Consider the following 21611-nt stretch of genomic DNA (forward strand, 5'->3'; position numbering starts at 1 on the left):
AAGGAAGCATATTTTTATCTGATAACTACCTACTGTAACATTCCAACTAAGTAAGATTCATTGATAATTAACTAAAAAAGATGATTACTAAAAATACTCATAATGTATAAATAAGTATGCTATATTTAGTCATTATGCAGGGTGAATTTCCATAATATATATGCTATCCTGTTATTAAACAAGTAATTACTTATATTAAAGGGGGAAATGTTATGAGTAAAAAACTAGTTAACGCAATGGCAGATTTGGATGAAGATGTTGTTTTAGCGGAGGTAAAAGCACAAAAGGAAAATGGAACACCAGTATTAGATATAATAGCAGACTTACAGGAAGGCATGGGAATTGTAGGAAGTAGATTCGAAAAAAAGGAATATTTTTTATCTGAACTTATTATGTCAGCAGAAGTGTTTAATGAAGCATCAGAGATTATTGGAGGATTAGGAGAAGCTTCAGGATCAAATAACGGTATATTTGTAATGGGAACTATTTATGATGACATACATGATATAGGGAAGAATATAGTAACTACAGTAATGAAGAGCAATGGGTTTGATGTAAAGGATTTAGGCGTTGATGTACCTACATCAAAATACATTGAGGCTATAAAACAATATAAACCAAAGGTAATAGGAATATCCTGTCTTTTGACTACATGCTTTGATAATGTAAAACAGTGTATAAAAGAAATAGAAGATGCAGGACTTAGAAAAGATTTAAAAATTCTTGTTGGAGGGGGACCTGTAGATGAAGCTGCGGGAAAATACATGGGTGCAGATTTAGTTTGTAAAGATGCACAGCAGACTGTAGATTTCTGTAAAAAAGCCATGGGGGTGTAATAAAATGAAAACTGCAGAAGAACTGTATAGTGAACGATTAAATAGAATAAAGGTAGCCATAACATTGCAAAAAAATGATAGACCTCCTTTTTCTATGAATTCATCTGCCTTTTGTGTTAAGTATGCAGGTGGAAAGTTATCGGATATGGTTACTAATGTAGAATATGGAAACTCCTTAATTTTGAAGGCGGTAAAATCTCTTGGGGTAGTAGATTGTATACAAGGTGGAGCAGACTTTCCACCTATGATGGGCACAGTGTATCTTTCGCCAACTAAGCTTCCAGGTAGAGAACTTCCTTGTGATACTTTATGGCAAATTGATGAAAAAGGTCTTATGACAGAAGAAGATTATGACACGATTATAGATAAAGGATGGAATTATTTTTCACAAAAATTTATAAAGGAAAGGTTGGGAAACCTTTATAAAGATATTGAATATTTTATGCCGATTGCTCCTAAGCTGAATAAAAAAATTGTGGATGAGGGATATCCAATTTTAACGGAAGCTGTAGCCTTACCTCCTTTTGAAACTATAAGCGGAGCACGTTCCATCTCCAAATTTATGAGGGATCTATATAGGATGCCTGATAAAGTACAAGCTGCCCTTGATGTAATTTTAGAAGATACTTTGGAGAGTTTAAGGCAACAGATACGTGAGGTTAAGCCTCTGACAGTGTTTGTTGGAGCAGCTCGTGCAGCTGGAGATTTTTTATCATTAAAATTATTTGACAGATTTATGTGGCCATACCTTAAAAAGATAGTTGAAGTAGTAGTGGATGAAGGATCATTTGCATATCTCCATTTAGATATGTGTTGGGATCGTTTTCTAGACTACTTTTTGGAGCTTCCAAAAGCTAAGTGCATTTTTTCGCCAGATAGTACAACAGATATATTTAAGGCAAAAAAAGTTTTAGATGGTCATATGTGCATTATGGGAGATGTTTCTCCATCGCTTTTAACGTTAGGTACACCAGATGATGTACATGCTTACTGTATGCGCCTTATGAAAGAAATTGGGCCTGACGGATTTATTATGGCTGCAGGGTGTATGCTTCCTGCAAACGCTAAAGTAGAAAATGTAAAAGCTATGCTTTCTGCAACTTGTGGAAAATAATATAAAAGATAGGGACGTGTTTTATATACAAATGTTATTAAAAAAGAGTACATACTGATACGATTTGGTATAAATCCTGCCAGACTTATTCTAAATTAATAATATCAGTTAAAGTACTCAGGTAGATTATACTCAAAATAAATTAAATATGTCAATAACTAAAATTATAATAGAGGCAATTGAAATGAAAAATAATGAACAAGTAATTGTATATGAAATGTAAAAATTATGGGGGTGTAATAAAATGATATCACAAGAAATGACTGAAATACGTAATAAAAGGGTTATGGCTGCACTTAATATGGAGAAAACAGATAGAATTCCAATATTTCTATCTGGACAGATGTATTACAATTTTATAGATCCTACAATGACTATTGCTGATTATTGGAGAAGACCCGAATTAGTGGATGAAAAACTTATAGAGGCTGCAGAGCTTCCTATACTTGATGAAATGGATTCAGCTCCTACATGTACAGGAATACCTATGGAAACTTTTCTGCAAAGTTTTGCAGCTATGTGGTTTGCAAAGATGAAAGTGCCTGGACGTGAATTAGGTGATAATGTATTATGGCAGATTGATGAACAAGGACCTATGACGGAAGAAGACTATGATACAATTATAGACAAAGGCTGGGAATACATGAAGAAAGAACTCTATAATAGAATTGGATATCATCCAGAAGAACTTCCTCAAATGGATATGGAGTATGCTGGAAAACTTCAAAAAAGAATAGCATCTCTTGGAAAAACAACGGTTGGCATGTCCGGTGGATTATTACCTATACCACCATTTGAAACTTTAAGTGGTGCACGTAAATTGTCCAAGTTTTTTAGGGATTTATATCGTGTGCCTGACAAAGTTAGGGCGGCATTAGATGTTATGGAAGAGGCAGAATTAGAAAATACAGTTAAAGCTATGAAAGCTATGCCTGGTGTATATGGATTTATAGGTGGAAGTCGCTGCGGATGTGACTTTATATCCCCAAAGATTTTTGAAAAATTCTATTTCACATATCATCAAAAGCTAGTACCTGTAATGCAGCAAAATAATGTAAAAACTTGGTTCCATATGGACGGTAACTGGGAAGCATTTTTGCCTTACTTTAGGGAATTCCCTAAAGCTCAGTGTATATGGGATCCTGATCATGTAACTGACATTCGAAAAATTAAAGAAATACTTGGAGACAAGATGTGTATTACCGGCAACGTGCCTCCAGCACTTACATCAGTTGGTAAACCTGAAGACTGTTACAAATATGCTAAGGATCTTGTGGAATTATTTAAAGATCATGATGGTTTTATTATGAACTCAGCTTGCAGTGTCCCACCTAATGCAAAACAAAAAAATATAGAAGCTGTTATTTTAGCAACTCTTGGTAAGTAATTTAAATTAGAATATTTAATTTAAAAAATAGAAAGTGTTCCTGGGGGATTCTCAGGAACATTTTCTATAAGAAATAATAATTATAATTTTTGATCCAAAGGTTTTTTCATTAAGCCAAGCAAGGCTGCGGTTATAAAAGAACCTATTAATATAGCAAATACGTATAAGAGTGGATTACCACTAACTATTGGTATTACAAATATACCACCGTGAGGTGCAGGAAGTCCTATGTTGAACATCATGGATAGTCCTCCAGCAACAGCAGCTCCCACTATAGATGCAGGAATTACTCTTGCAGGATCTGAGGCTGCAAATGGTATAGCACCTTCAGTTATAAAAGTAGCTCCCATTATATAACAAGTTTTTCCTGCATCTCTTTCTTCTCTTGTAAACTTATGCTTAAAAAATGTAGTAGCAATAGCAATTCCAAGAGGAGGAACCATTCCACCTGCCATTATTGCAGCATGAGGGGTGAATTTACCTGCAGCTATCATGGCTATTCCAAAAGTATAAGCTGCCTTATTCACAGGACCTCCCATATCTACAGCCATCATTCCACCTAATATAATTCCTAAAATAACTTTATTGGCTGTTCCCATTGATCCAAGCCATTGCTCTAGAGCTGTATTTATAGCTTTTACAGGATTTACGATAAACAAAAGCATTATAGCTCCGGTAATTAATATTCCTAATAACGGATATAAAAGTACAGGCTTTATACCTTCAAGTGAAGCAGGTAGTCCAGAAAAGACTTTCTTTAGTAATATAACAACATAACCACCTAAAAATCCAGCAATTAATCCACCTAGGAATCCAGCTCCATTATTAGCTGCTATAAAACCACCAACCATAGCAGGTGCAAAACCAGGTCTATCTGCTATACTCATTCCAATAAAACCAGCAAGTACAGGTACCATAAGAGAAAATGCATAAGTACCGCCTATATCATGTAATAGCTTGGCCACAACATTAAAAGACGGATCTTTAGGATCAAAGCTTTTAATGCCAAACATAAATGATATAGCTATAAGTATACCTCCACCTACGACGAAGGGAAGCATATTTGAAACACCATTCATTAAATGTTTATAAAAACCGGTTCGCTGCTTTTTATCTGAATTAGATCCTTCAACTTTTTTATCTGAATGGTATGTAGGAGCATCATCCATCAAGGCTTTATTTATAAGTCCTTCAGGATCTTTAATAGCATCAGACACAGATACCTGGATTAATTTTTTGCCATTAAATCTTGTCATTTCAACTTGTTTATCTGCAGCTACAATTATGCCATCTGCCTTTTGTATGTCTTCATCAGTAAGCTCATTTTTTACACCAGTAGATCCATTTGTTTCTACCTTAATTTCAATTCCCATATCTTTAGCTTTGTTGTTTAACGCATCTGCTGCCATATATGTATGTGCTATACCTGTAGGACAAGCTGTAACTGCTAATACTAATTTACTAGGGGATTCACTTATATTGCTTTCTTTAGATGTAGTGCTATGATTTTTAGATTTTACATATTCAGCTTCCTGTTTATCTATGAGATTTAATACTTCATCTTTAGATTTTGCATTTATAAGTTTGTTTTTGAATTCTTTATTCATAAGCATACTGGATAATCTGGCAAGGGTATCTAAATGTTCATTATCGGCACCTTCGCTTGCTGCTATCATAAAAAATAATTGGGCATCAGTTCCATCTAAGGATTCGTAGTCTAATCCTTCTTTTTTTATTCCAAAAGCTAAGGAAGGAATTTTTACGGCTGCTGTTTTTGCATGGGGAATTGCTATACCTTCTCCTATTCCTGTAGAGAACTCAGATTCTCTTTTAAGTATTTGTTTTTTATATTCCTCTTTATTGTTTAATTTTCCAGCTGAATCAAGTATATTTATAAGTTCGTCTATTACTTCTAATTTGGTGTTTGAGTCTAATTTAAGCTTTATTGTACTTTCTTCTAAAAGTTCAGTGATTTTCATAATTTTACCTCCATTGTAAATTAATATTTCAACTTTTGCACATATAAAATTTTTTTAGTTAATAGTTAAGAATGAAGAATTAATAGTTAATGTGGATTTTTTTCCGTTACACTACAAAAAATCTTTAATTAAATTTTTGAAGGCTCGTTTTGCTAAAGCAAAACATTACTAATCACTGACTTATATAAATTTAAAGATTTTTTGCGACAGCTAAAAATCATCCTTCACTATTAATTTTTCATTATTAATTCTTAACTTGCGAGCTTTGATTCGCAAAGTTTTTAAACTGCGAAAGTTGAGTTAAACATATTACAGTTTTTTATCCGATGGATGCATCTCTGGATTACTTTATCCGATGGCTACCAGCCGTAATATCCCCATCTTCTTATAAAGTGGGGGATAATGGCTGCTACGCCCCTGGATAACGATTTCTAAGTTTCAGATGGAAAAAAACCTTCCACCTGAAACCAAGAACTCCGTTTATGTTAAAGTTTAGCTATGTGTACATCAGAAAGTAAATTCTCAACATCATCTTTTTTACATAAGTCTTTAGAAAAAGCAGTTGCACTTCCGGAAGCAGCACCATATCTGAAACTTTCAACTATGTTAAAACTTTTTGTATATTGGGCAAGAAAACCAGCTACAACGGAATCACCAGCACCTACGGAATTTTTTACTTCTCCTTTTGGTGCAGAAGCAGTGTAAATACCTTCATCGCATAAAAGTAGGGCGCCATGCTTTCCCATTGAAATTATTATGTTTTGGGCACCCATATCTTTTAATTTATTGGCATAATAAATACAATTTTTTATATCTTTAATTTCTACATCAAATATGTCTCCAAGTTCATGTATATTAGGTTTTATTAAAAATGGTTTATATTTTAATGTAGAAGTAAGGGCATCTCCGGTAGTATCTACTATAACTTTGCTGTTTTCACATTTTTCTTGAATTATAGAATATATATTGGATGGTATAGATTTTTGTACATTTCCTGCAAGTACTATAAAATCTTCTGGCTTCAAATTTTCTATTTTTTCGAATAGTTTATTTAGATTAGAGCTATCTATATGTGGTCCTGCAGCATTTATTTCAGTTTCCTTATTGGATTTAAGTTTTATATTTATTCTTGTGTCTTCATTAACTTGTATAAAATCTGTAAGAATACCTGAATTTTTAAGAGAATCCTCTATAAACTTGCCAGTAAATCCACCTATGAATCCCAATGCTTTACTTGATGATCCAAGATTGCTTAGAACTCTGGACACATTTATTCCTTTTCCACCGGCATATTTTTTTTCATTTACAACTCTATTTATGGAACCTAAAATTAAGTTATCAGTTTGTATAACATAGTCTATTGAAGGATTTAAAGTTACTGTATATATCATTAATCTGTCACAACCTTTACTTTAGTTTTTTGTATATATTTTTCATAATTTTCTATTTTACAGTTTGTAATTATGGAAGCTTGATCTAAATTTCCTACCTTTACAAAACTTACTTCTCCAAATTTACTCTCATCTGCAAGGATGTAGCTTTGACCTGAATGTTTAATGGCATTTTCTTTAAGTATAGCTTCTTCAGAGTCGGGAGTAGTAAATCCGTATTTTAGATGAATGCCGTTTATACCTAAAAAGCATTTGTCAAATCTAAATTTTTCAATACTTTTAAGTGCATCGCATCCTATAACAGCTTTTGTACTATTTTTAACTTTTCCTCCTAGTATATATCCATTTATATTGTTTTCAATAATAGCATTTATATGATTTAATCCATTAGTTACTACTATCAGAGATTTTTTATTTATATATTGAATCATTTCAAAAGTAGAAGTTCCTGCATCTAAATATATACAATCTCCTTCTTCTATATAGGATGCTGCGAATTTTGCTATTTTTCTTTTTTGATCTACATTTTGAATTTGTTTTTCATTATAAGTTGGTTCTATGAGACGGCCTTTTGGAATTGTAGCACCACCATGAATTCTCTTTAGTACATTTATATTTTCAAGATAAGTTAAATCACGTCTTATAGTAGACTCAGATGTATTTAAAAGGTTTACTAAATCGTTAACCTTTACAATTCCATTTTGCTTTAATTTCTCTAATATTATCTTATGGCGCTGTTCTGTTAGCAAAATTGCTCACCTTCTTTCCTAGATAAAATTTATTATTAATCATTAAATGTATTTTATGTAAACATTATAGTATAAAATTTTCTAAAAAACAATCATTTTAATTCAAAAACATTCAAAATAATTCATTAATGTTTCAAAATCAATCACATAGAGAAATTCTTCCCCTAAATTTAATATGGATGAATTATTTTTATTTACAAAACTAAGTATGTACACAGTGTGTATAAATTAGCAATGTCAAATTCTGCATTATGTAGGGTGAATTTCAAAAAAATATGTGCTATTCTATATTTAATGAACAATTTATTTTCAATAATTTTTATAGGATAAATTACAAGAACTACCTAATACTAAAAAGGAGAAATAATTATTATAAGTTAAATTGTAAATGTTTTAATTAAATTGTTTATTAGGAAATTATGAAAATGAGGTAAAAATAGAAGGAGGTTAAAATATGTTAATAATAGGAGAATTAATAAATACAAGCAGGAAGCTTATACGTGAAGCTGTAGAAAAAAAAGATGGAAACTACATACAGGAAATTGCAAAAAAACAAGAAGAAGCAGGGGCAACTTATATAGATGTAAACTGTGGAACATTTATGCAAACTGAAGTGGAAACCATGGAATGGCTGGTTGAAAATATTCTTCAGGCAACAGACCTTCCATTATGTATAGATAGTCCTAATCCTCTAGCTCTAGAAGCTGGATTAAAAAAAGTAAAAAATGGAAAACCAATGATCAATTCCATAACAGGAGAAGATGAAAGGTGGAATACAATACTTCCACTAGTAAAAGAGTTTAATTCTAAAATAATAGCACTTTGTATTGACAACACAGGAATGCCAAAGACACAGGAAGACAGGCTTAGGATAGCAGATTCCCTTATAACAAAACTTACTGGAGAAGGAATAGCTCTTGATGATATATATATAGATCCACTTATAAAACCAATAAGTGCAGGACAAAACAATGGAATAGAAGTACTAGCTGCAATACAAAAAATAATGGAAAGCTATCCAGGAGTACATACTACCTGTGGATTAAGTAATATATCCTATAGCTTGCCAGCAAGAAAAGTATTGAATAGATTATTTATGGTTCAAACTATGGCTCGTGGAATGGACTCATACATTATGGATCCAACAAATAAGGAAATGAGGGGTGCCTTACTTGCATCACAAACATTACTTGGACAAGATAGGTTCTCAAGAAAGTTCATTAAAGCATTCCGTGAGGGATTATATGAGTAATATAAGAACTGTTGTGGTGGCATGCAGGACTATTAAAGAGGAATTAGAAAGGGTAATTAATGAAATTCATTGTGATTATCCTATATTATGGATAGAATCGGGGCTGCACCTTAATACAGGAGAATTAAGAGAGTGTATACAAAAAAAATTAGATAGTATATCAAATGTAGATCAGGTGCTTTTAGCTTTTGGTTACTGCGGAAATGCCGTCATCGGATTAAAATCACTCGATTATAAAGTTATTTTTCCACGAGTAGATGATTGCATTACTTTATTACTTGGTTCTAGTGAAAGGCGAAAAAATATTTCAAAAGAAAAGGAAACTTATTTTCTCACTGAAGGCTGGCTGAATTCTGAAAAAAACATATGGGCTGAATATAAGGATACAGTAAAAAGATTTGGGAAAGCTAAAGCAGATAAGGTATATAAAATAATGCTAGGAAATTATGAAAGACTTGGAGTTATTGAAACAGAAACTGATGAATCAGAAGACTTTATAAAAATAACTCATCAGATTGCAGCAGATTTAAAATTAAAACAGGAAGTAATTCCTGGAACAATTAGCTATATTAAAAAGCTTTTAACTGGTCCTTGGAATAATGATGAATTTGTAGTAATTAACCCCTATGAAACGGTCTCAATGGAACATATATATGGTAGATCTGAAGTTTAAAAAAATAATTTGAACTCTAGTTCCAATGAAAAGGATGGTGTAATTAAATGAATTTAATTATTTTTGGAGGATTTCTTGGCTCTGGTAAAACAAGTTTAATATTATCACTAGCACACTTTTTAGTTGAAAAACAAAGTCCCAATAAGCAAAATCTTGTAATAATTGAAAATGAAGTTGGAGAAACGGGTATTGATGACAAAGTGCTTAAAAGTAAAGGATTAAGTGTAAAAGAATTATTTTCTGGGTGTATTTGTTGTCAGCTTTCATCTGACCTCGTAATTACTTTAAATGATCTTCGTGAAAAAGTTGATCCCGAATGGGTAATTATTGAAACTACGGGACTAGCTTATCCTAGCAAGATTTTAAGTACACTTAATAAATATGGTAAAGGAATAGAAAGCATACGGATTGTAAGTGTAGTTGATGCAGAACGATTTGAAGAACTTACTGAAATAGCACCAGTACTTATAAAATCACAGATATCAGATGGAAATACAATTCTTGTAAATAAGATAGATCTAGTTACAGATAAGCAATTAAAAAATATAGAACGGTCTGTAAAAGAAGTTAATCCAAAGGCTACTTTATATAAGGTATCTGCAAATAAAGATATAAATGATAGTATATGGAAAGAGGTGGCTAAAAGCAATGAATAATCATGAACATGACCATTCCCATTGTGAGGAACATCACCACCATCATCATTGCGATGAAACTGAAGAAGATTTATATGGAGAATTAAATGAAGTACCAGCTGTTTTTTCATATACAAAGTCTTTTGAACTTGAAAAAGAAGCTAAAGGAGATAAGTTACAAGAATCTTTTGTACATTGGATTGAAAGTTTAAGAAAGTGGGCCATAGAAAATAAACATTTTATAGGTCATATTAAAATCTTTGTAAAGGATGAAAAGGATTTTAATTTATGGGTTGCTACTACAGGAAAGAAAATTAACGTTAAAACCTTTTCTGAAAATAATGATTATGATATAAAAAATATTACAGTGAATATGACAGCCATTGTTTTTGGAACTGATGAAGAAACTTTAAAATCTGTAGTGTTAAAAAAATTAGATGAAGAGCTTTTATGTTATATGAATTAAATATATTTTAATATTTTCTAGTTTAGGAGGATCTAATATATGAAAATTAATTCTGACGATTTGGTCAAAGATGCACTTGAGTTAGATGCAAGTTACGCAGCAGTTATAGATACATCAAAAATTAAATTTCATGAAGATTACAGAAAAGCCTGTGAGAAAAATATTTGTGGCAATTATGACACCAACTGGATGGGCCCGCCAGCTATTGGTCCTATATCAGAATTAATGGAAAAAGTTAAACAGTATAGAAAAGGACTTTTAATACAGACAGTTCATAAATTGTCTAATTCTTTTGACTGGAGAGGTATGGCTGCTTCTAAAGATGTTCATGAAAAAATATTTAGAAATATTGTTAGCAGCATAAAAGACAAATATGAGTTTGAGGATATTTTACCTCTAAATGCAGGGTGTTGTACAGTGTGTAAAAGATGCACTTATCTTGATGGAAAAGAGTGCAGATATCAAGATAAAGCACTTTCATCTGTTGAGGCTTATGGAATTGATGTTATGGCACTTGAAAAAGGAGCAGGAATTCCATATTATAATGGATTAAATACACTTTCTTATGTAGGGCTTATACTTTTTAATGAATGATTTATTTGAAAGATACTATATTCAATTTAAATTAAAGGGGGAAGTATTATGAGTAAAAAATTAGTTGATGCAATGGCAGATTTGGATGAAGATGTTGTTTTAGCAGAGGTAAAAGCACAAAAGGAAAATGGAACACCAGTATTAGATATAATAGCAGACTTACAAGAAGGTATGGGAATTGTAGGAAATAGATTTGAAAAAAAGGAATATTTTTTATCTGAACTTATTATGTCTGCAGAAGTGTTTAATGAAGCATCAGAGATCATTGGAGGATTAGGAGAAGCTTCAGGACCAAATAACGGAATATTTGTAATGGGAACTATTTACGATGATATACATGATATAGGAAAAAATATTGTAACTACTGTAATGAAAAGCAATGGTTTTGACGTAAAAGACCTTGGAGTTGATGTACCTACATCAAAATATATTGAAGCTATAAAGCAATACAAGCCTAAGGTAATAGGAATATCTTGCCTTTTGACTACTTGCTTTGATAACGTAAAACAATGTATAAAGGAAATAGAAGATGCAGGACTTAGAAAAGATTTAAAGATTTTAGTTGGAGGTGGCCCTGTAGACGAGGCAGCAGGAAAATACATGGGTGCAGACTTAGTTTGCAAAGATGCACAGCAAACAGTAGATTTCTGTAAAAAAGCTATGGGGGTAAAATAATATGAAAACTACAAAAGAGTTATATGATGAACGTTTAAGTAGATTTAGAAAATCAATTGCATTGGAGAAAACTGATAGAACATCTGTTATATTGCATATGGATGCTTTTTGTGCTAAGCATATGGGAGTAAAATTATCAGATATTTGTGGTGAAGATAGTGTAAAGGTATCAAATAAGATTATATTGGATTCATTAAAAGATTTGGGAGATGTTGATGGAACTGAGGCATCATATAGTGGAGGACGTGTATTCCCATTAGTATTTATGTCAAGAGTTAAGCTCCCGGGACGAGAACTTCCTGATGATATGCTTTGGCAATTAGATGAAGCAGAAATGATGCATCCAGAGGATTATGACACAATTATAAATAAAGGTTGGAATAACTTTATGCCTGGTTATTTAAAAGATAGATTAGGCATTGACATGGATTCAATTTTAAGAGATTTAGCTTATGGACCACAAGCAGATAAGAATATTGAGGATGCGGGTTATTTGGTATACAGTCCAGCTGTAACTATAACTGTAAATGAGTATTTAAGCGGTGGACGTTCTATGGCAAAATTCATGAGGGATTTATTTAGAATGCCAGATAAGGTTGAAGCAGCTTTGGAAGTTATTCAAAAAGAGAATTTAGAGAAGTTAAGAAAACAAATTAGAGAAACTAAGCCTGAAGTTATGTTTCTTTCTCCAGCACGTGGAGCTAGTGAATTTTTCTCCCCTAAGTTGTGGGAGCGCTTTGTATGGAAATATATTAAGGAGACAGCAGATGCCATTATAGAAGAAGGCGCTGTATGTGCCATTCATTGTGATGGAAACTGGGAACGTGATCTTAGTTACTTCAAGGATTTTCCAAAGGGAAAAGTTATATTTGAAACAGATGGTATGACGGATATTTATAAGATAAAGGAGGTACTTGGAAGCACTGTATGCATTAAAGGAGATGTACCTGCAGCAAAACTTGTACTTAGCACTCCTGATGATATTTATAGTTACAGTAAAAAGCTTATTGATGATATGGGTACAGGATTTATTCTAGCTAGTGGATGCTCAATACCTCCAAATGCAAAAGTTGAAAATGTAAAAGCAATGGTTTCTGCAGCTACAGGCAGGTAAAAAAAATAATTATTATAAGTTAAATTGTAAATGTTTTAATTAAATTGTTTATTAGGAAATTATGAAAATCAGGTAAAAATAGAAGGAGGTTGAAGTATGTTAATTATAGGAGAATTAATAAATACAAGCAGAAAGCTTATACGTGAAGCTGTAGAAAAAAAAGATGGAAACTACATACAGGAAATTGCAAAAAAACAAGAAGAAGCAGGGGCAACTTATATAGATGTAAACTGTGGAACATTTATGCAAACTGAAGTGGAAACCATGGAATGGCTGGTTGAAAATATTCTTCAGGCAACAGACCTTCCATTATGTATAGATAGTCCTAATCCTCTAGCTCTAGAAGCTGGATTAAAAAAAGTAAAAAATGGAAAACCAATGATCAATTCCATAACAGGAGAAGATGAAAGGTGGAATACAATACTTCCACTAGTAAAAGAGTTTAATTCTAAAATAATAGCACTTTGTATTGACAACACAGGAATGCCAAAGACACAGGAAGACAGGCTTAGGATAGCAGATTCCCTTATAACAAAACTTACTGGAGAAGGAATAGCTCTTGATGATATATATATAGATCCACTTATAAAACCAATAAGTGCAGGACAAAACAATGGAATAGAAGTACTAGCTGCAATACAAAAAATAATGGAAAGCTATCCAGGAGTACATACTACCTGTGGATTAAGTAATATATCATATAGCTTGCCAGCAAGAAAAGTATTGAATAGATTATTTATGGTTCAAACTATGGCTCGTGGAATGGACTCATACATTATGGATCCAACAAATAAGGAAATGAGGGGTGCTTTACTTGCATCACAAACATTACTTGGACAAGATAGGTTTTCAAGAAAGTTCATTAAAGCATTCCGTGAGGGATTATATGAATAATATAAGAACTGTTGTAGTGGCATGCAGGATAGTTAATAATGATTGAATAGGGCAACTAGTGAAATCGATTTATTTTAAATAGATATGTTTTTATTTTAGGGATTAGAAAAAACTTTCAAAGCATTGTTATAGTAAATAAATTTGCAAATATTAAGTAAAATGCTTGAAAGATATTATATTCAATTTAAATTAAAGAGGGAGGATATGAAAATGAATAAAAAGTTAGTTGATGCAATGGCAGATTTGGATGAAGATGTTGTTTTAGCAGAGGTGAAAGCACAAAAGGAAAATGGAACACCAGTATTAGATATAATAGCAGATTTGCAAGAGGGAATGGGAATTGTAGGAAATAGATTTGAAAAAAAGGAATATTTTTTATCTGAACTTATAATGTCAGCAGAAGTGTTTAATGAAGCATCAGAGATCATTGGAGGATTAGGAGAAGCTTCAGGATCAAGCAACGGCATATTTGTAATGGGAACTATTTATGATGATATACATGATATAGGAAAAAATATAGTAACTACTGTAATGAAGAGTAACGGCTTTGATGTAAAGGATTTAGGAGTTGATGTACCTACATCAAAATATATTGAAGCTATAAAGCAATACAAGCCTAAGGTAATAGGAATATCTTGCCTTTTGACTACTTGCTTTGATAACGTAAAACAATGCATAAAGGAAATAGAAGATGCAGGACTTAGAAAGGATTTAAAGATTTTAGTTGGAGGTGGTCCTGTAGACGAGGCAGCAGGAAAATACATGGGTGCAGATTTAGTTTGTAAAGATGCACAGCAGACAGTAGATTTCTGTAAAAAAGCTATGGGGGTAAAGTAATATGAAGACAACACAACAATTATACAATGAACGTTTAGATAGATTTAGAAAAACATTGGCATTAGAAAAAACAGATAGAACACCTGTTATACTTATGAATGATTCTTTTGCCGCTAGACATATGGGATTGAAGTTGGCAGATATTTGTGGAAAAGATAGTGTCAAAGTATCGAATAAGGTTATAATAGATTCTCTAAAAGATTTGGGAGATGTGGATGGAGTTAATTCATCCTACTCTGTAGGACCTTTATTTCCATTAGAATTTATGTCAAGAGTTAAGCTTCCAGGACGAGAGCTTGCAGATGACATGCTTTGGCAGATTGATGAAGCAGAAATGATGAAGCCAGAGGATTATGACACCATTATAAATAAAGGCTGGAACAATTTTATGCCTGGTTACTTAAAAGATAGATTGGGAATTAATGTTGATGAAATTATGGCAGATGCAGCTTATGCTCCACAAGCCGATCAGAATGTCAAAGATGCTGGATTTGTAGTATATAGTCCTGCTGCAGTTATAACTGTAAATGAATATTTGAGTGGAGGACGTTCTATGGCAAAATTTATGAGGGATTTATTTAGAATGCCCGATAAAGTTGAGGAAACTTTGGATGTTATTCAGGCAGAAGTAGTTGAAGGCATAAGGAAGCAAATAAGAGCTACTAAACCAGATGTACTTTTCCTTTCTCCAGCACGTGGAGCTAGTGAATTCTATTCTCCTAAGTTATGGGAGCGTTTTGTATGGAAATATATTAAGGAGACAGCAGATGCTGTTATAGAAGAAGGCACAATATGTAGCATCCACATTGATGGAAACTGGGAGCGTGATCTTGACTACTTTAAAGATTTTCCAAAGGGAAAGATTGTATTTGAAACAGATGGTGTAACAGATATTTATAAAATAAAAGAAAAGCTTGGAGATCGTATGTGCATTAAAGGAGATGTACCTGCTGGGAAGCTTGTTCTTGGTACTCCTGATGAAGTGTATGATTATGCTTCTAAACTTGTTAAAGATATGGGAGATGGATTTATTTTAGCAAGTGGATGTAGTGTACCTCCAAATGCAAAAGTTGAAAATGTAAAAGCAATGATTTCTGCAGCTACAGGCAGATAGAAATAAAAAAATTCACCAGTTTAATTTAACTGGTGAATTTTTTTATTCTACTTATAATCTTGAAATTGCATTCCATGAGCAAATTCTCTGTTAAAATCTTTTTGTGCTCCTAATTCAATGTAAGTTACTTTACTAGCTATAGTATTAGAATGCTCATATTCATCATTTGACAGTAGGGCAAGTATTGAGCCTGTACCAGCAGCATTTCCTACTAATTGTATCTTATTTTCGAGCTCTGGTGGAATCAGACCTATTGTACAGGCACTATGTGGGTTCATATAGTTACCGAAAGCACCGGCTAAAATTACTTCTTTTATATCGGATGTAGTTATATTACACTTTTTTATAAGTATGTTTATACCTGCAGATATAGCTCCTTTTGCTAGTTGAAGTGAAGTTATATCATTTTGAGTAAGCATAATAGCACGTCCATGTGCTGTTTCTGATGGAGGAACTATTAAGAAGGCATTTGCACCTTCATAAGTTACTATATTATCTTTAAATGGAAGTGCATTTGGATTTATAAAGTCGACAGGTGATAAAAGCTTTCCTCTTTTATTTATTATTCCAAGTCTCACAAGTCCTGCCACAATATCAAGTAGAGCAGACCCGCAAATACCTTCAGGCTTTTCATTCCCTATAACAGTGTAGTTTAGAGCTTCCTCAAAGTTTACGTGATCTATAGCACCTTTTGCCCCTCTCATGCCGCTGCTTATTTGAGCTCCTTCAAAAGCAGGACCTGCTGCAGCAGAACAGGAGACAAGTTTCTTTGAAGATCCCAGGACTATTTCTCCATTAGTACCTATGTCGATGGCCAGTTTTACATCTTCACTTTTATCCATTTCTGAGGCTAAAATTACACCTACAGTATCTGCTCCTACAAATCCAGCGATATTTGGAAGCACAAATACCTTACCTGATGGATTAATGTGAAGGTTAAGATCTGATGATTTTACTTCCAGTGTTTCACTTATTACAGGGACATAAGGTATATATGCAATATATTTTGGAGTAAGACCTAGAAATAGATGGTGCATGCAGGTGTTTCCCACAATGGTAATTGCATATATGTTCTCCTTTAACATGTTTGCTTTATGTACACTATCTTCAATTAATTTATTTAATACGTCCAAGAGAGTAGATTGCATTAATTTAACACCATTTTCATTTTGATTGGCAAAAGTTGTACGTGAGATTACGTCTGCCCCAAACTTTATTTGAGGGTTCATTGCTGAAGAAACAGCAAGTTTCTTTCCAGTATATAGATCCATTAGATAAGCTACAATAGTAGTAGTACCAATATCAAAAGCTATACCAAGCATATTCTTTTCAGTATTTCCTATTTCTATACCAATAATCTCATTGCCGTGGATAACTGCAGTTATATGGTGGTTTGCTTCACGAAGTTTCACGGGCAGTTCCCTTAAAACAGAAATATTCATTTTAATATTTTTATAATTTGGTTTTTTTTGCATTAATTTTTCTTTTAAACGTTTTAAATCAGATTTCTGCTTGTCTAAAGAAGGCAAGTCTACTTCTACGTAAACTTTTTCAATAAGAGGTTTAATAGTAAAAGTCCTTTCTGTAGATGATTGTAGTATATTATAGACTTCATTTTTCTTTTGATTTAGTTGAACGGTTATATCACTGTATAGCTTAGTTTCACAAGCAAGGTGTATACCTTCTTTAAGTTCTTTTTCTTCTAAAAATTTAAGTTCCTTTTCTGTAGCCTTTAAGTTTTTATCTAATATTTTAATTCTACATTTACCACAAGTGCCCATTCCACCGCAGGGAAAATCAAAATCTAATCCTTCAGCTGTGATAGCTTCTTTAAGGGTAGTTCCTTCACAGACAGATATTGTGCGGTTTTCAGATTTAAAAGTAACTGTGTAATTGTTCATTTAATATCCCCCCAATAATATAAAATTTATATTGATAAATATAAACAACTTATTTAAATTCATCAATATATTCAAGTATAATAAAACTTAAATTGAGATGAAATGTAATTTTTACATCATTTAAATTAACACCCATAATTTCTTGAATTTTTTCTATACGATGGACTAAAGTACTCCTGCAAATATTTAAAGTTTTTGATGTTTTTAACTGATTCTTTTCATTTGACAAATAAAAACGAAGACACTTTAAATATTTGGTATTATGGGATTTATCATATCTCATTAAGTTAAATATTGAATCATGACAAAAATTTTTCAAATTACTTTTTGAAGAACATGTTTCCAATAAGTGAAATATTGCTAAATCTTCATAGAAAAAAAGAAACTTATTTATTTTCAGTCCCATACCAAGTGTAATAGCCTTTAAAGCTTGCTCATAGTATTTCCTGGTATTAGCTAGATCATGAAAACATCTACTTAAACCGCCATGTATATTATTTTTTTTAAAGAATTCTATGACTTTACTAAAACTGTGTTCAATATCTGATATTTTATTTTTTTGACTTATTAGTATGACAACAGAATTTTCATATATGACAGACTTACTTCCTATTAGCATATATTCAATAGCATCTCTTACCCTGTGAAGGGGGATGTTTACAAAATTATTTTGAGGTACATTTACTACAAGTATATAGAGATTAGGTTTGAAACGTAAATCTAAAAATTTTGACCTTTCTTCAATAACTCGTGTATCAGTTTCTTTTCCATTGAGTAAATCCATGATAAAATTTTCATATTTCAATCCTTTTATGTTTTGCAGTGAACTGTTTTTCTGCATTTCAGAAGCAACTACTTTACATAAAAGAAAGATAAATTCTATGTCATTTCTAGAAAATGGTTTTTGACACTCCAACGCAGTTACATATCCAACTACTTTATCATTAATTTTAATATTTGATATTATACGTGGAATTCTAAATTTATCTTTTCCTATAAAAATAGGAGAACTGCTTTTGTGTACTACATCAATAAAATTTCGAACATTTGACATAGGTACAAAGTTGTAGGAACAGTAACCTTTAGTTAAAAGTTCAATCCATACAGGATCCTCTACTTTAATATCTTTGGAAGATGCAATGAGCTTAAAGCTAAGATCTAGGATACATATAGGGTTTTTAAGAATCTCACATCCCGTATTTACTATATATTCAAGCCCCTTTCCACTTATTAAAGCATCTAATAGTTTTGTTGAAGCTATACTAAATTCTTGATACTTTATTAAGATACTTTGTATTTCATTGAAAGTTTTAAATATATCCATATTAGTATTCAACACTATTAAATTTACTATGGAATTTTTATCTGGTTTATATTGAAGATCGTCAGTTTTAATACAAAGTATATTTATAGCACCTTTTTGCGGTGGGATTTTTTTAAAATTAAAGGTTTTGCATACATATAAATGGTCTGGTTCAAATAAAGTTTGATTTTCTTCAAGGAGTTTAACATATTTAATTGTTATTCCTTCTGTTTGTGAAATATATAACCTAGGATTATAATTTTTTATTTTGCCTAGGAAAGTACGTAGATCCATCCCCATATTAAACACCTCTCAATATCATAATAAACTATTATTTGACATAATAAAAGTGCTAATTTGTTATTAGAAGAGCATATTATACATATTGTATACTTTTAAGTTAAAATTTCTTCATATTGTATGATGCTTTATGGGTGTATTTATGGTAGTTTATATACATAAGTATAAATTATGAGGGGGATATTTTTTATGAGCAAGGTACTTATAGACGCAATGGCAGAACTTGATGAAGATTTAGTCATTGAAGAAGTAAATGCTCTTATAAAAGCAAATGTACCTGTAATGGATATTGTAGGTTATTTGCAAAAGGGTATTGAAATTGTAGGAAAAAGATTTCAAGAAAAAAGATACTTTATGTCTGAACTTATTATATCAGGAGAAATATTTAAAGAAGTTTCACAAATACTTAAAGATTTAATGCCCTCTGGCACAGCTAAACATGGAGTATTTGTTATGGGAACTATTTATGGAGATATACATGATGTAGGTAAAAACATAGTATGTACTGCCATGAGCAGTAATGATTTTAAAGTAATTGATCTAGGAACGGATGTATCAACTGAAAAATTTATTAAAGCAATTAAAGAATATCATCCTAAGGTTGTAGCCATTTCATGTCTTTTAACAAATTGCTTTGAAAATTTAAAGGAATGCATACAATCTATAAGGAATACAGAGTTTGGAAAAGAAATTAAGATATTAATTGGAGGGGGAGTATTGGATAAACAGGTTTGTGAATATGTAAAGGCAGACTTTTTTCCTAGAACAATTCAGGAAACAGTACAATACTGTAAAGAAATATATGGGATGAAATCTATAAAATAGTTGAAAATTTTGTGCTATAATAAAATTTAGCAGAGAGGAAGTGAAATGCATTTAATGTTTAAACAAAATGGTACAGATTTAAACTCAAATATAGAGGAAGCTGCAAGTTATATAAGCTCTGGAATAAAGGTAAAACCAGAGATAGCACTTATACTTGGATCGGGTCTTGGGCATATCGCAGATGAAATTGAAGACAAAAAAATATATCCTTATAGTGAAATACCAAACTTTCCTATTTCTACAGTGGAAGGTCATAAAAGCTGTCTTGTTGTAGGAAAACTTCAAGGTAAGGTAGTAGCTGCAATGCAGGGCAGATTTCATTATTATGAAGGATATTCAATGAAAGAAGTGACTTTTCCTGTTAGAGTTATGAAGATGTTGGAAATTCAAAACCTAATAGTAACTAATGCTGCAGGAGGAATAAATAAAAATTATAAAAGTGGAGATCTGATGCTTATAAAGGATCACATAAATCTATCAGGACAAAATCCTTTAATAGGACAGAACTTGGAAAAATTTGGACCTAGATTTCCAGATATGTCTGATGCATATGATAGTCATCTTAGAGAAATGGTAAAAAAGGTGGCATATGAATTGCACATACCAATTCAAGAAGGAGTATATGCTTACATGAGTGGGCCAAGCTATGAAACGCCAGCTGAAATAAAGATGCTAAGTGTATTAGGAGGGGATGCAGTGGGAATGTCCACAGTTCCTGAGGTGATTGTGGCAAATCACAGTGGTATGAGAACTATTGGAATATCCTGCATAACTAATATGGCAGCAGGGATATTGAAACAAGCCCTAAATCATGAAGAAGTTATAAAAAATTCCCTCTATGCTAGTGAAAAGTTTACGAAATTGATTAAAGCAATAATAGAAAATATATAGATTAGGAAAACTAAAACACATATTTATTATTGCAATTGAAAAATATTGAGAAAATGAGATGAATAACCATATTTTGTGGTTGCACAAGACGGAATGCTTATATATAATAGTAAATGGGTAAACTTTAATTTGTGGAGGTGTATACTATTAATAAAAAAAATAACTTAAATGAAGAAATTAGGGCAGACAAGATTAGATTGGTAGGAGAAAAAGAAAGTGAAATTGTAAATACTAAAGATGCTTTAAATATGGCAAGAGAGCAGGGTATGGATTTAGTAGCAGTTTCGCCGCAGGCTAAGCCACCTGTATGTAAGATAATGAATTATAGTAAATTTCTTTATGAGCAATCTAAAAAAGCAAAACAAGCTAAAAAGAATCAAAAAATTGTAGAATTAAAGGAAGTTAGATTAAGTGCTACTATTGAGGAAAACGATATAGAAATCAAGGCAAATAATGCGAGAAAATTTTTGGCCAAAGGAAATAAAGTGAAGGTTTCTATAAGGTTTAGGGGGAGACAAAATAATTATACAAGTTTAGGTAGGAAAGTTTTTGACACATTTTTAAGTAAATTAGATGAAAGCTCAGTAGTGGAAAGAGCACCTAAATTAGAAGGAAATAATATGTTTATGATTTTAGCCCCTAAGAAATAGAGTACTTAGTAAAAATAGAACAATAGTATCA

At 32.0% G+C, this 21611-nt stretch carries 21 protein-coding genes; 16 read left to right on the top strand and 5 right to left on the bottom strand.

All coding sequences use genetic code 11. The features are described from left to right. Window positions 1–212 precede the first annotated feature (212 nt). From CLAU_RS00660 to CLAU_RS00670, 3 genes are all read left to right on the top strand, one after another. Window positions 213–836 (top strand): cobalamin B12-binding domain-containing protein, encoded by a 624-nt coding sequence (locus tag CLAU_RS00660; protein WP_013238709.1) that lies wholly within the window; start codon window positions 213–215, stop codon window positions 834–836. Between the two features lie 4 nt (window positions 837–840). After that, a complete protein-coding gene (locus CLAU_RS00665) occupies window positions 841–1950 on the top strand; it encodes a uroporphyrinogen decarboxylase family protein (protein ID WP_013238710.1) in 1110 nt (369 codons plus the stop codon). Between the two features lie 244 nt (window positions 1951–2194). After that, on the top strand, window positions 2195–3337 hold the full coding sequence (locus CLAU_RS00670) for a uroporphyrinogen decarboxylase family protein (protein WP_013238711.1): 1143 nt from the start codon (window positions 2195–2197) through the stop codon (window positions 3335–3337). Window positions 3338–3417: 80 nt separating this feature from the next. Here the strand turns inward: CLAU_RS00670 and CLAU_RS00675 are convergent, their stop codons facing one another. The 3 genes from CLAU_RS00675 to CLAU_RS00685 form a co-directional block, all read right to left on the bottom strand. Next, entirely contained in the window at window positions 3418–5316 is a 1899-nt protein-coding gene (locus CLAU_RS00675) for a PTS fructose transporter subunit IIABC (protein ID WP_013238712.1), read from the bottom strand. A gap of 485 nt (window positions 5317–5801) precedes the next feature. Next, window positions 5802–6707, bottom strand: coding sequence for a 1-phosphofructokinase (gene pfkB / locus CLAU_RS00680; RefSeq protein ID WP_013238713.1), 906 nt, complete (start codon window positions 6705–6707; stop codon window positions 5802–5804). Then, window positions 6707–7456: a DeoR/GlpR family DNA-binding transcription regulator gene (locus CLAU_RS00685; RefSeq protein WP_013238714.1), complete on the bottom strand. Its 750-nt coding sequence runs from the start codon at window positions 7454–7456 to the stop codon at window positions 6707–6709. The genes pfkB and CLAU_RS00685 overlap by 1 nt, the downstream gene beginning before the upstream one ends. Window positions 7457–7910: 454 nt before the next feature. Here CLAU_RS00685 and CLAU_RS00690 point away from each other — a divergent pair, with 454 nt between their 5' ends. The 10 genes from CLAU_RS00690 to CLAU_RS00735 all read left to right on the top strand — a co-directional run bounded on the left by CLAU_RS00690 (window position 7911) and on the right by CLAU_RS00735 (window position 15710). Next, on the top strand, window positions 7911–8708 hold the full coding sequence (locus CLAU_RS00690; protein ID WP_013238715.1) for a methyltetrahydrofolate cobalamin methyltransferase: 798 nt from the start codon (window positions 7911–7913) through the stop codon (window positions 8706–8708). After that, entirely contained in the window at window positions 8701–9381 is a 681-nt protein-coding gene (locus CLAU_RS00695; protein WP_013238716.1) for a DUF1638 domain-containing protein, read from the top strand. The genes CLAU_RS00690 and CLAU_RS00695 overlap by 8 nt, the downstream gene beginning before the upstream one ends. A 47-nt stretch (window positions 9382–9428) precedes the next feature. Next, window positions 9429–10037, top strand: coding sequence for a GTP-binding protein (locus CLAU_RS00700; RefSeq protein WP_013238717.1), 609 nt, complete (start codon window positions 9429–9431; stop codon window positions 10035–10037). Further along, window positions 10030–10482: a hypothetical protein gene (locus tag CLAU_RS00705; RefSeq protein WP_013238718.1), complete on the top strand. Its 453-nt coding sequence runs from the start codon at window positions 10030–10032 to the stop codon at window positions 10480–10482. The genes CLAU_RS00700 and CLAU_RS00705 overlap by 8 nt, the downstream gene beginning before the upstream one ends. A gap of 39 nt (window positions 10483–10521) precedes the next feature. Further along, window positions 10522–11076, top strand: coding sequence for a DUF2284 domain-containing protein (locus tag CLAU_RS00710; RefSeq protein WP_023161692.1), 555 nt, complete (start codon window positions 10522–10524; stop codon window positions 11074–11076). Between the two features lie 48 nt (window positions 11077–11124). Continuing rightward, the gene (locus CLAU_RS00715) at window positions 11125–11751 is read left to right on the top strand and encodes a cobalamin B12-binding domain-containing protein (protein ID WP_013238720.1); all 627 of its coding nucleotides are present in this window, start codon (window positions 11125–11127) and stop codon (window positions 11749–11751) included. A gap of 1 nt (window position 11752) precedes the next feature. Continuing rightward, on the top strand, window positions 11753–12865 hold the full coding sequence (locus CLAU_RS00720; RefSeq protein WP_013238721.1) for a uroporphyrinogen decarboxylase family protein: 1113 nt from the start codon (window positions 11753–11755) through the stop codon (window positions 12863–12865). A gap of 96 nt (window positions 12866–12961) precedes the next feature. Beyond that, entirely contained in the window at window positions 12962–13759 is a 798-nt protein-coding gene (locus CLAU_RS00725) for a methyltetrahydrofolate cobalamin methyltransferase (RefSeq protein WP_013238715.1), read from the top strand. A gap of 210 nt (window positions 13760–13969) precedes the next feature. Then, window positions 13970–14596, top strand: coding sequence for a cobalamin B12-binding domain-containing protein (locus CLAU_RS00730; RefSeq protein ID WP_013238722.1), 627 nt, complete (start codon window positions 13970–13972; stop codon window positions 14594–14596). A 1-nt stretch (window position 14597) separates the two neighbouring features. Then, the gene (locus tag CLAU_RS00735; RefSeq protein ID WP_013238723.1) at window positions 14598–15710 is read left to right on the top strand and encodes a uroporphyrinogen decarboxylase family protein; all 1113 of its coding nucleotides are present in this window, start codon (window positions 14598–14600) and stop codon (window positions 15708–15710) included. 47 nt (window positions 15711–15757) lie between these two features. Here CLAU_RS00735 and CLAU_RS00740 read toward each other — a convergent pair whose 3' ends face one another. After that, on the bottom strand, window positions 15758–17611 hold the full coding sequence (locus tag CLAU_RS00740) for an ASKHA domain-containing protein (protein WP_029170032.1): 1854 nt from the start codon (window positions 17609–17611) through the stop codon (window positions 15758–15760). Window positions 17612–17660: 49 nt separating this feature from the next. Further along, window positions 17661–19214 (bottom strand): PucR family transcriptional regulator, encoded by a 1554-nt coding sequence (locus CLAU_RS00745; protein WP_023161698.1) that lies wholly within the window; start codon window positions 19212–19214, stop codon window positions 17661–17663. 189 nt (window positions 19215–19403) lie between these two features. On the opposite strand from CLAU_RS00745, the gene CLAU_RS00750 reads away from it, so the two are divergent. From CLAU_RS00750 to infC, 3 genes are all read left to right on the top strand, one after another. Beyond that, window positions 19404–20039: a cobalamin B12-binding domain-containing protein gene (locus tag CLAU_RS00750; protein WP_013238726.1), complete on the top strand. Its 636-nt coding sequence runs from the start codon at window positions 19404–19406 to the stop codon at window positions 20037–20039. A gap of 45 nt (window positions 20040–20084) precedes the next feature. Further along, window positions 20085–20930, top strand: a complete 846-nt coding sequence (locus tag CLAU_RS00755; RefSeq protein ID WP_013238727.1) for a purine-nucleoside phosphorylase — start codon at window positions 20085–20087, stop codon at window positions 20928–20930. A gap of 131 nt (window positions 20931–21061) precedes the next feature. Continuing rightward, entirely contained in the window at window positions 21062–21580 is a 519-nt protein-coding gene (gene infC / locus CLAU_RS00760; RefSeq protein WP_023161700.1) for a translation initiation factor IF-3, read from the top strand. The last annotated feature ends 31 nt before the right edge of the window (window positions 21581–21611 follow it).

The organism is Clostridium autoethanogenum DSM 10061, from assembly GCF_001484725.1.
GTDB lineage: Bacteria > Bacillota > Clostridia > Clostridiales > Clostridiaceae > Clostridium_B > Clostridium_B ljungdahlii.

Coding starts and splice junctions, on each gene's coding strand:
- CLAU_RS00710 (WP_023161692.1), top strand. CDS start 10,522: ATGAAAATTAATTCTGACGATTTGGTCAAAGATGCACTTGAGTTAGAT.
- CLAU_RS00700 (WP_013238717.1), top strand. CDS start 9,429: ATGAATTTAATTATTTTTGGAGGATTTCTTGGCTCTGGTAAAACAAGT.
- CLAU_RS00755 (WP_013238727.1), top strand. CDS start 20,085: ATGCATTTAATGTTTAAACAAAATGGTACAGATTTAAACTCAAATATA.
- CLAU_RS00730 (WP_013238722.1), top strand. CDS start 13,970: ATGAATAAAAAGTTAGTTGATGCAATGGCAGATTTGGATGAAGATGTT.
- CLAU_RS00715 (WP_013238720.1), top strand. CDS start 11,125: ATGAGTAAAAAATTAGTTGATGCAATGGCAGATTTGGATGAAGATGTT.
- CLAU_RS00725 (WP_013238715.1), top strand. CDS start 12,962: ATGTTAATTATAGGAGAATTAATAAATACAAGCAGAAAGCTTATACGT.
- CLAU_RS00720 (WP_013238721.1), top strand. CDS start 11,753: ATGAAAACTACAAAAGAGTTATATGATGAACGTTTAAGTAGATTTAGA.
- CLAU_RS00660 (WP_013238709.1), top strand. CDS start 213: ATGAGTAAAAAACTAGTTAACGCAATGGCAGATTTGGATGAAGATGTT.
- CLAU_RS00675 (WP_013238712.1), bottom strand. CDS start 5,316: ATGAAAATCACTGAACTTTTAGAAGAAAGTACAATAAAGCTTAAATTA.
- CLAU_RS00695 (WP_013238716.1), top strand. CDS start 8,701: ATGAGTAATATAAGAACTGTTGTGGTGGCATGCAGGACTATTAAAGAG.
- pfkB (WP_013238713.1), bottom strand. CDS start 6,707: ATGATATATACAGTAACTTTAAATCCTTCAATAGACTATGTTATACAA.
- CLAU_RS00745 (WP_023161698.1), bottom strand. CDS start 19,214: ATGGGGATGGATCTACGTACTTTCCTAGGCAAAATAAAAAATTATAAT.
- CLAU_RS00705 (WP_013238718.1), top strand. CDS start 10,030: ATGAATAATCATGAACATGACCATTCCCATTGTGAGGAACATCACCAC.
- CLAU_RS00690 (WP_013238715.1), top strand. CDS start 7,911: ATGTTAATAATAGGAGAATTAATAAATACAAGCAGGAAGCTTATACGT.
- CLAU_RS00670 (WP_013238711.1), top strand. CDS start 2,195: ATGATATCACAAGAAATGACTGAAATACGTAATAAAAGGGTTATGGCT.
- CLAU_RS00750 (WP_013238726.1), top strand. CDS start 19,404: ATGAGCAAGGTACTTATAGACGCAATGGCAGAACTTGATGAAGATTTA.
- CLAU_RS00665 (WP_013238710.1), top strand. CDS start 841: ATGAAAACTGCAGAAGAACTGTATAGTGAACGATTAAATAGAATAAAG.
- CLAU_RS00735 (WP_013238723.1), top strand. CDS start 14,598: ATGAAGACAACACAACAATTATACAATGAACGTTTAGATAGATTTAGA.
- CLAU_RS00740 (WP_029170032.1), bottom strand. CDS start 17,611: ATGAACAATTACACAGTTACTTTTAAATCTGAAAACCGCACAATATCT.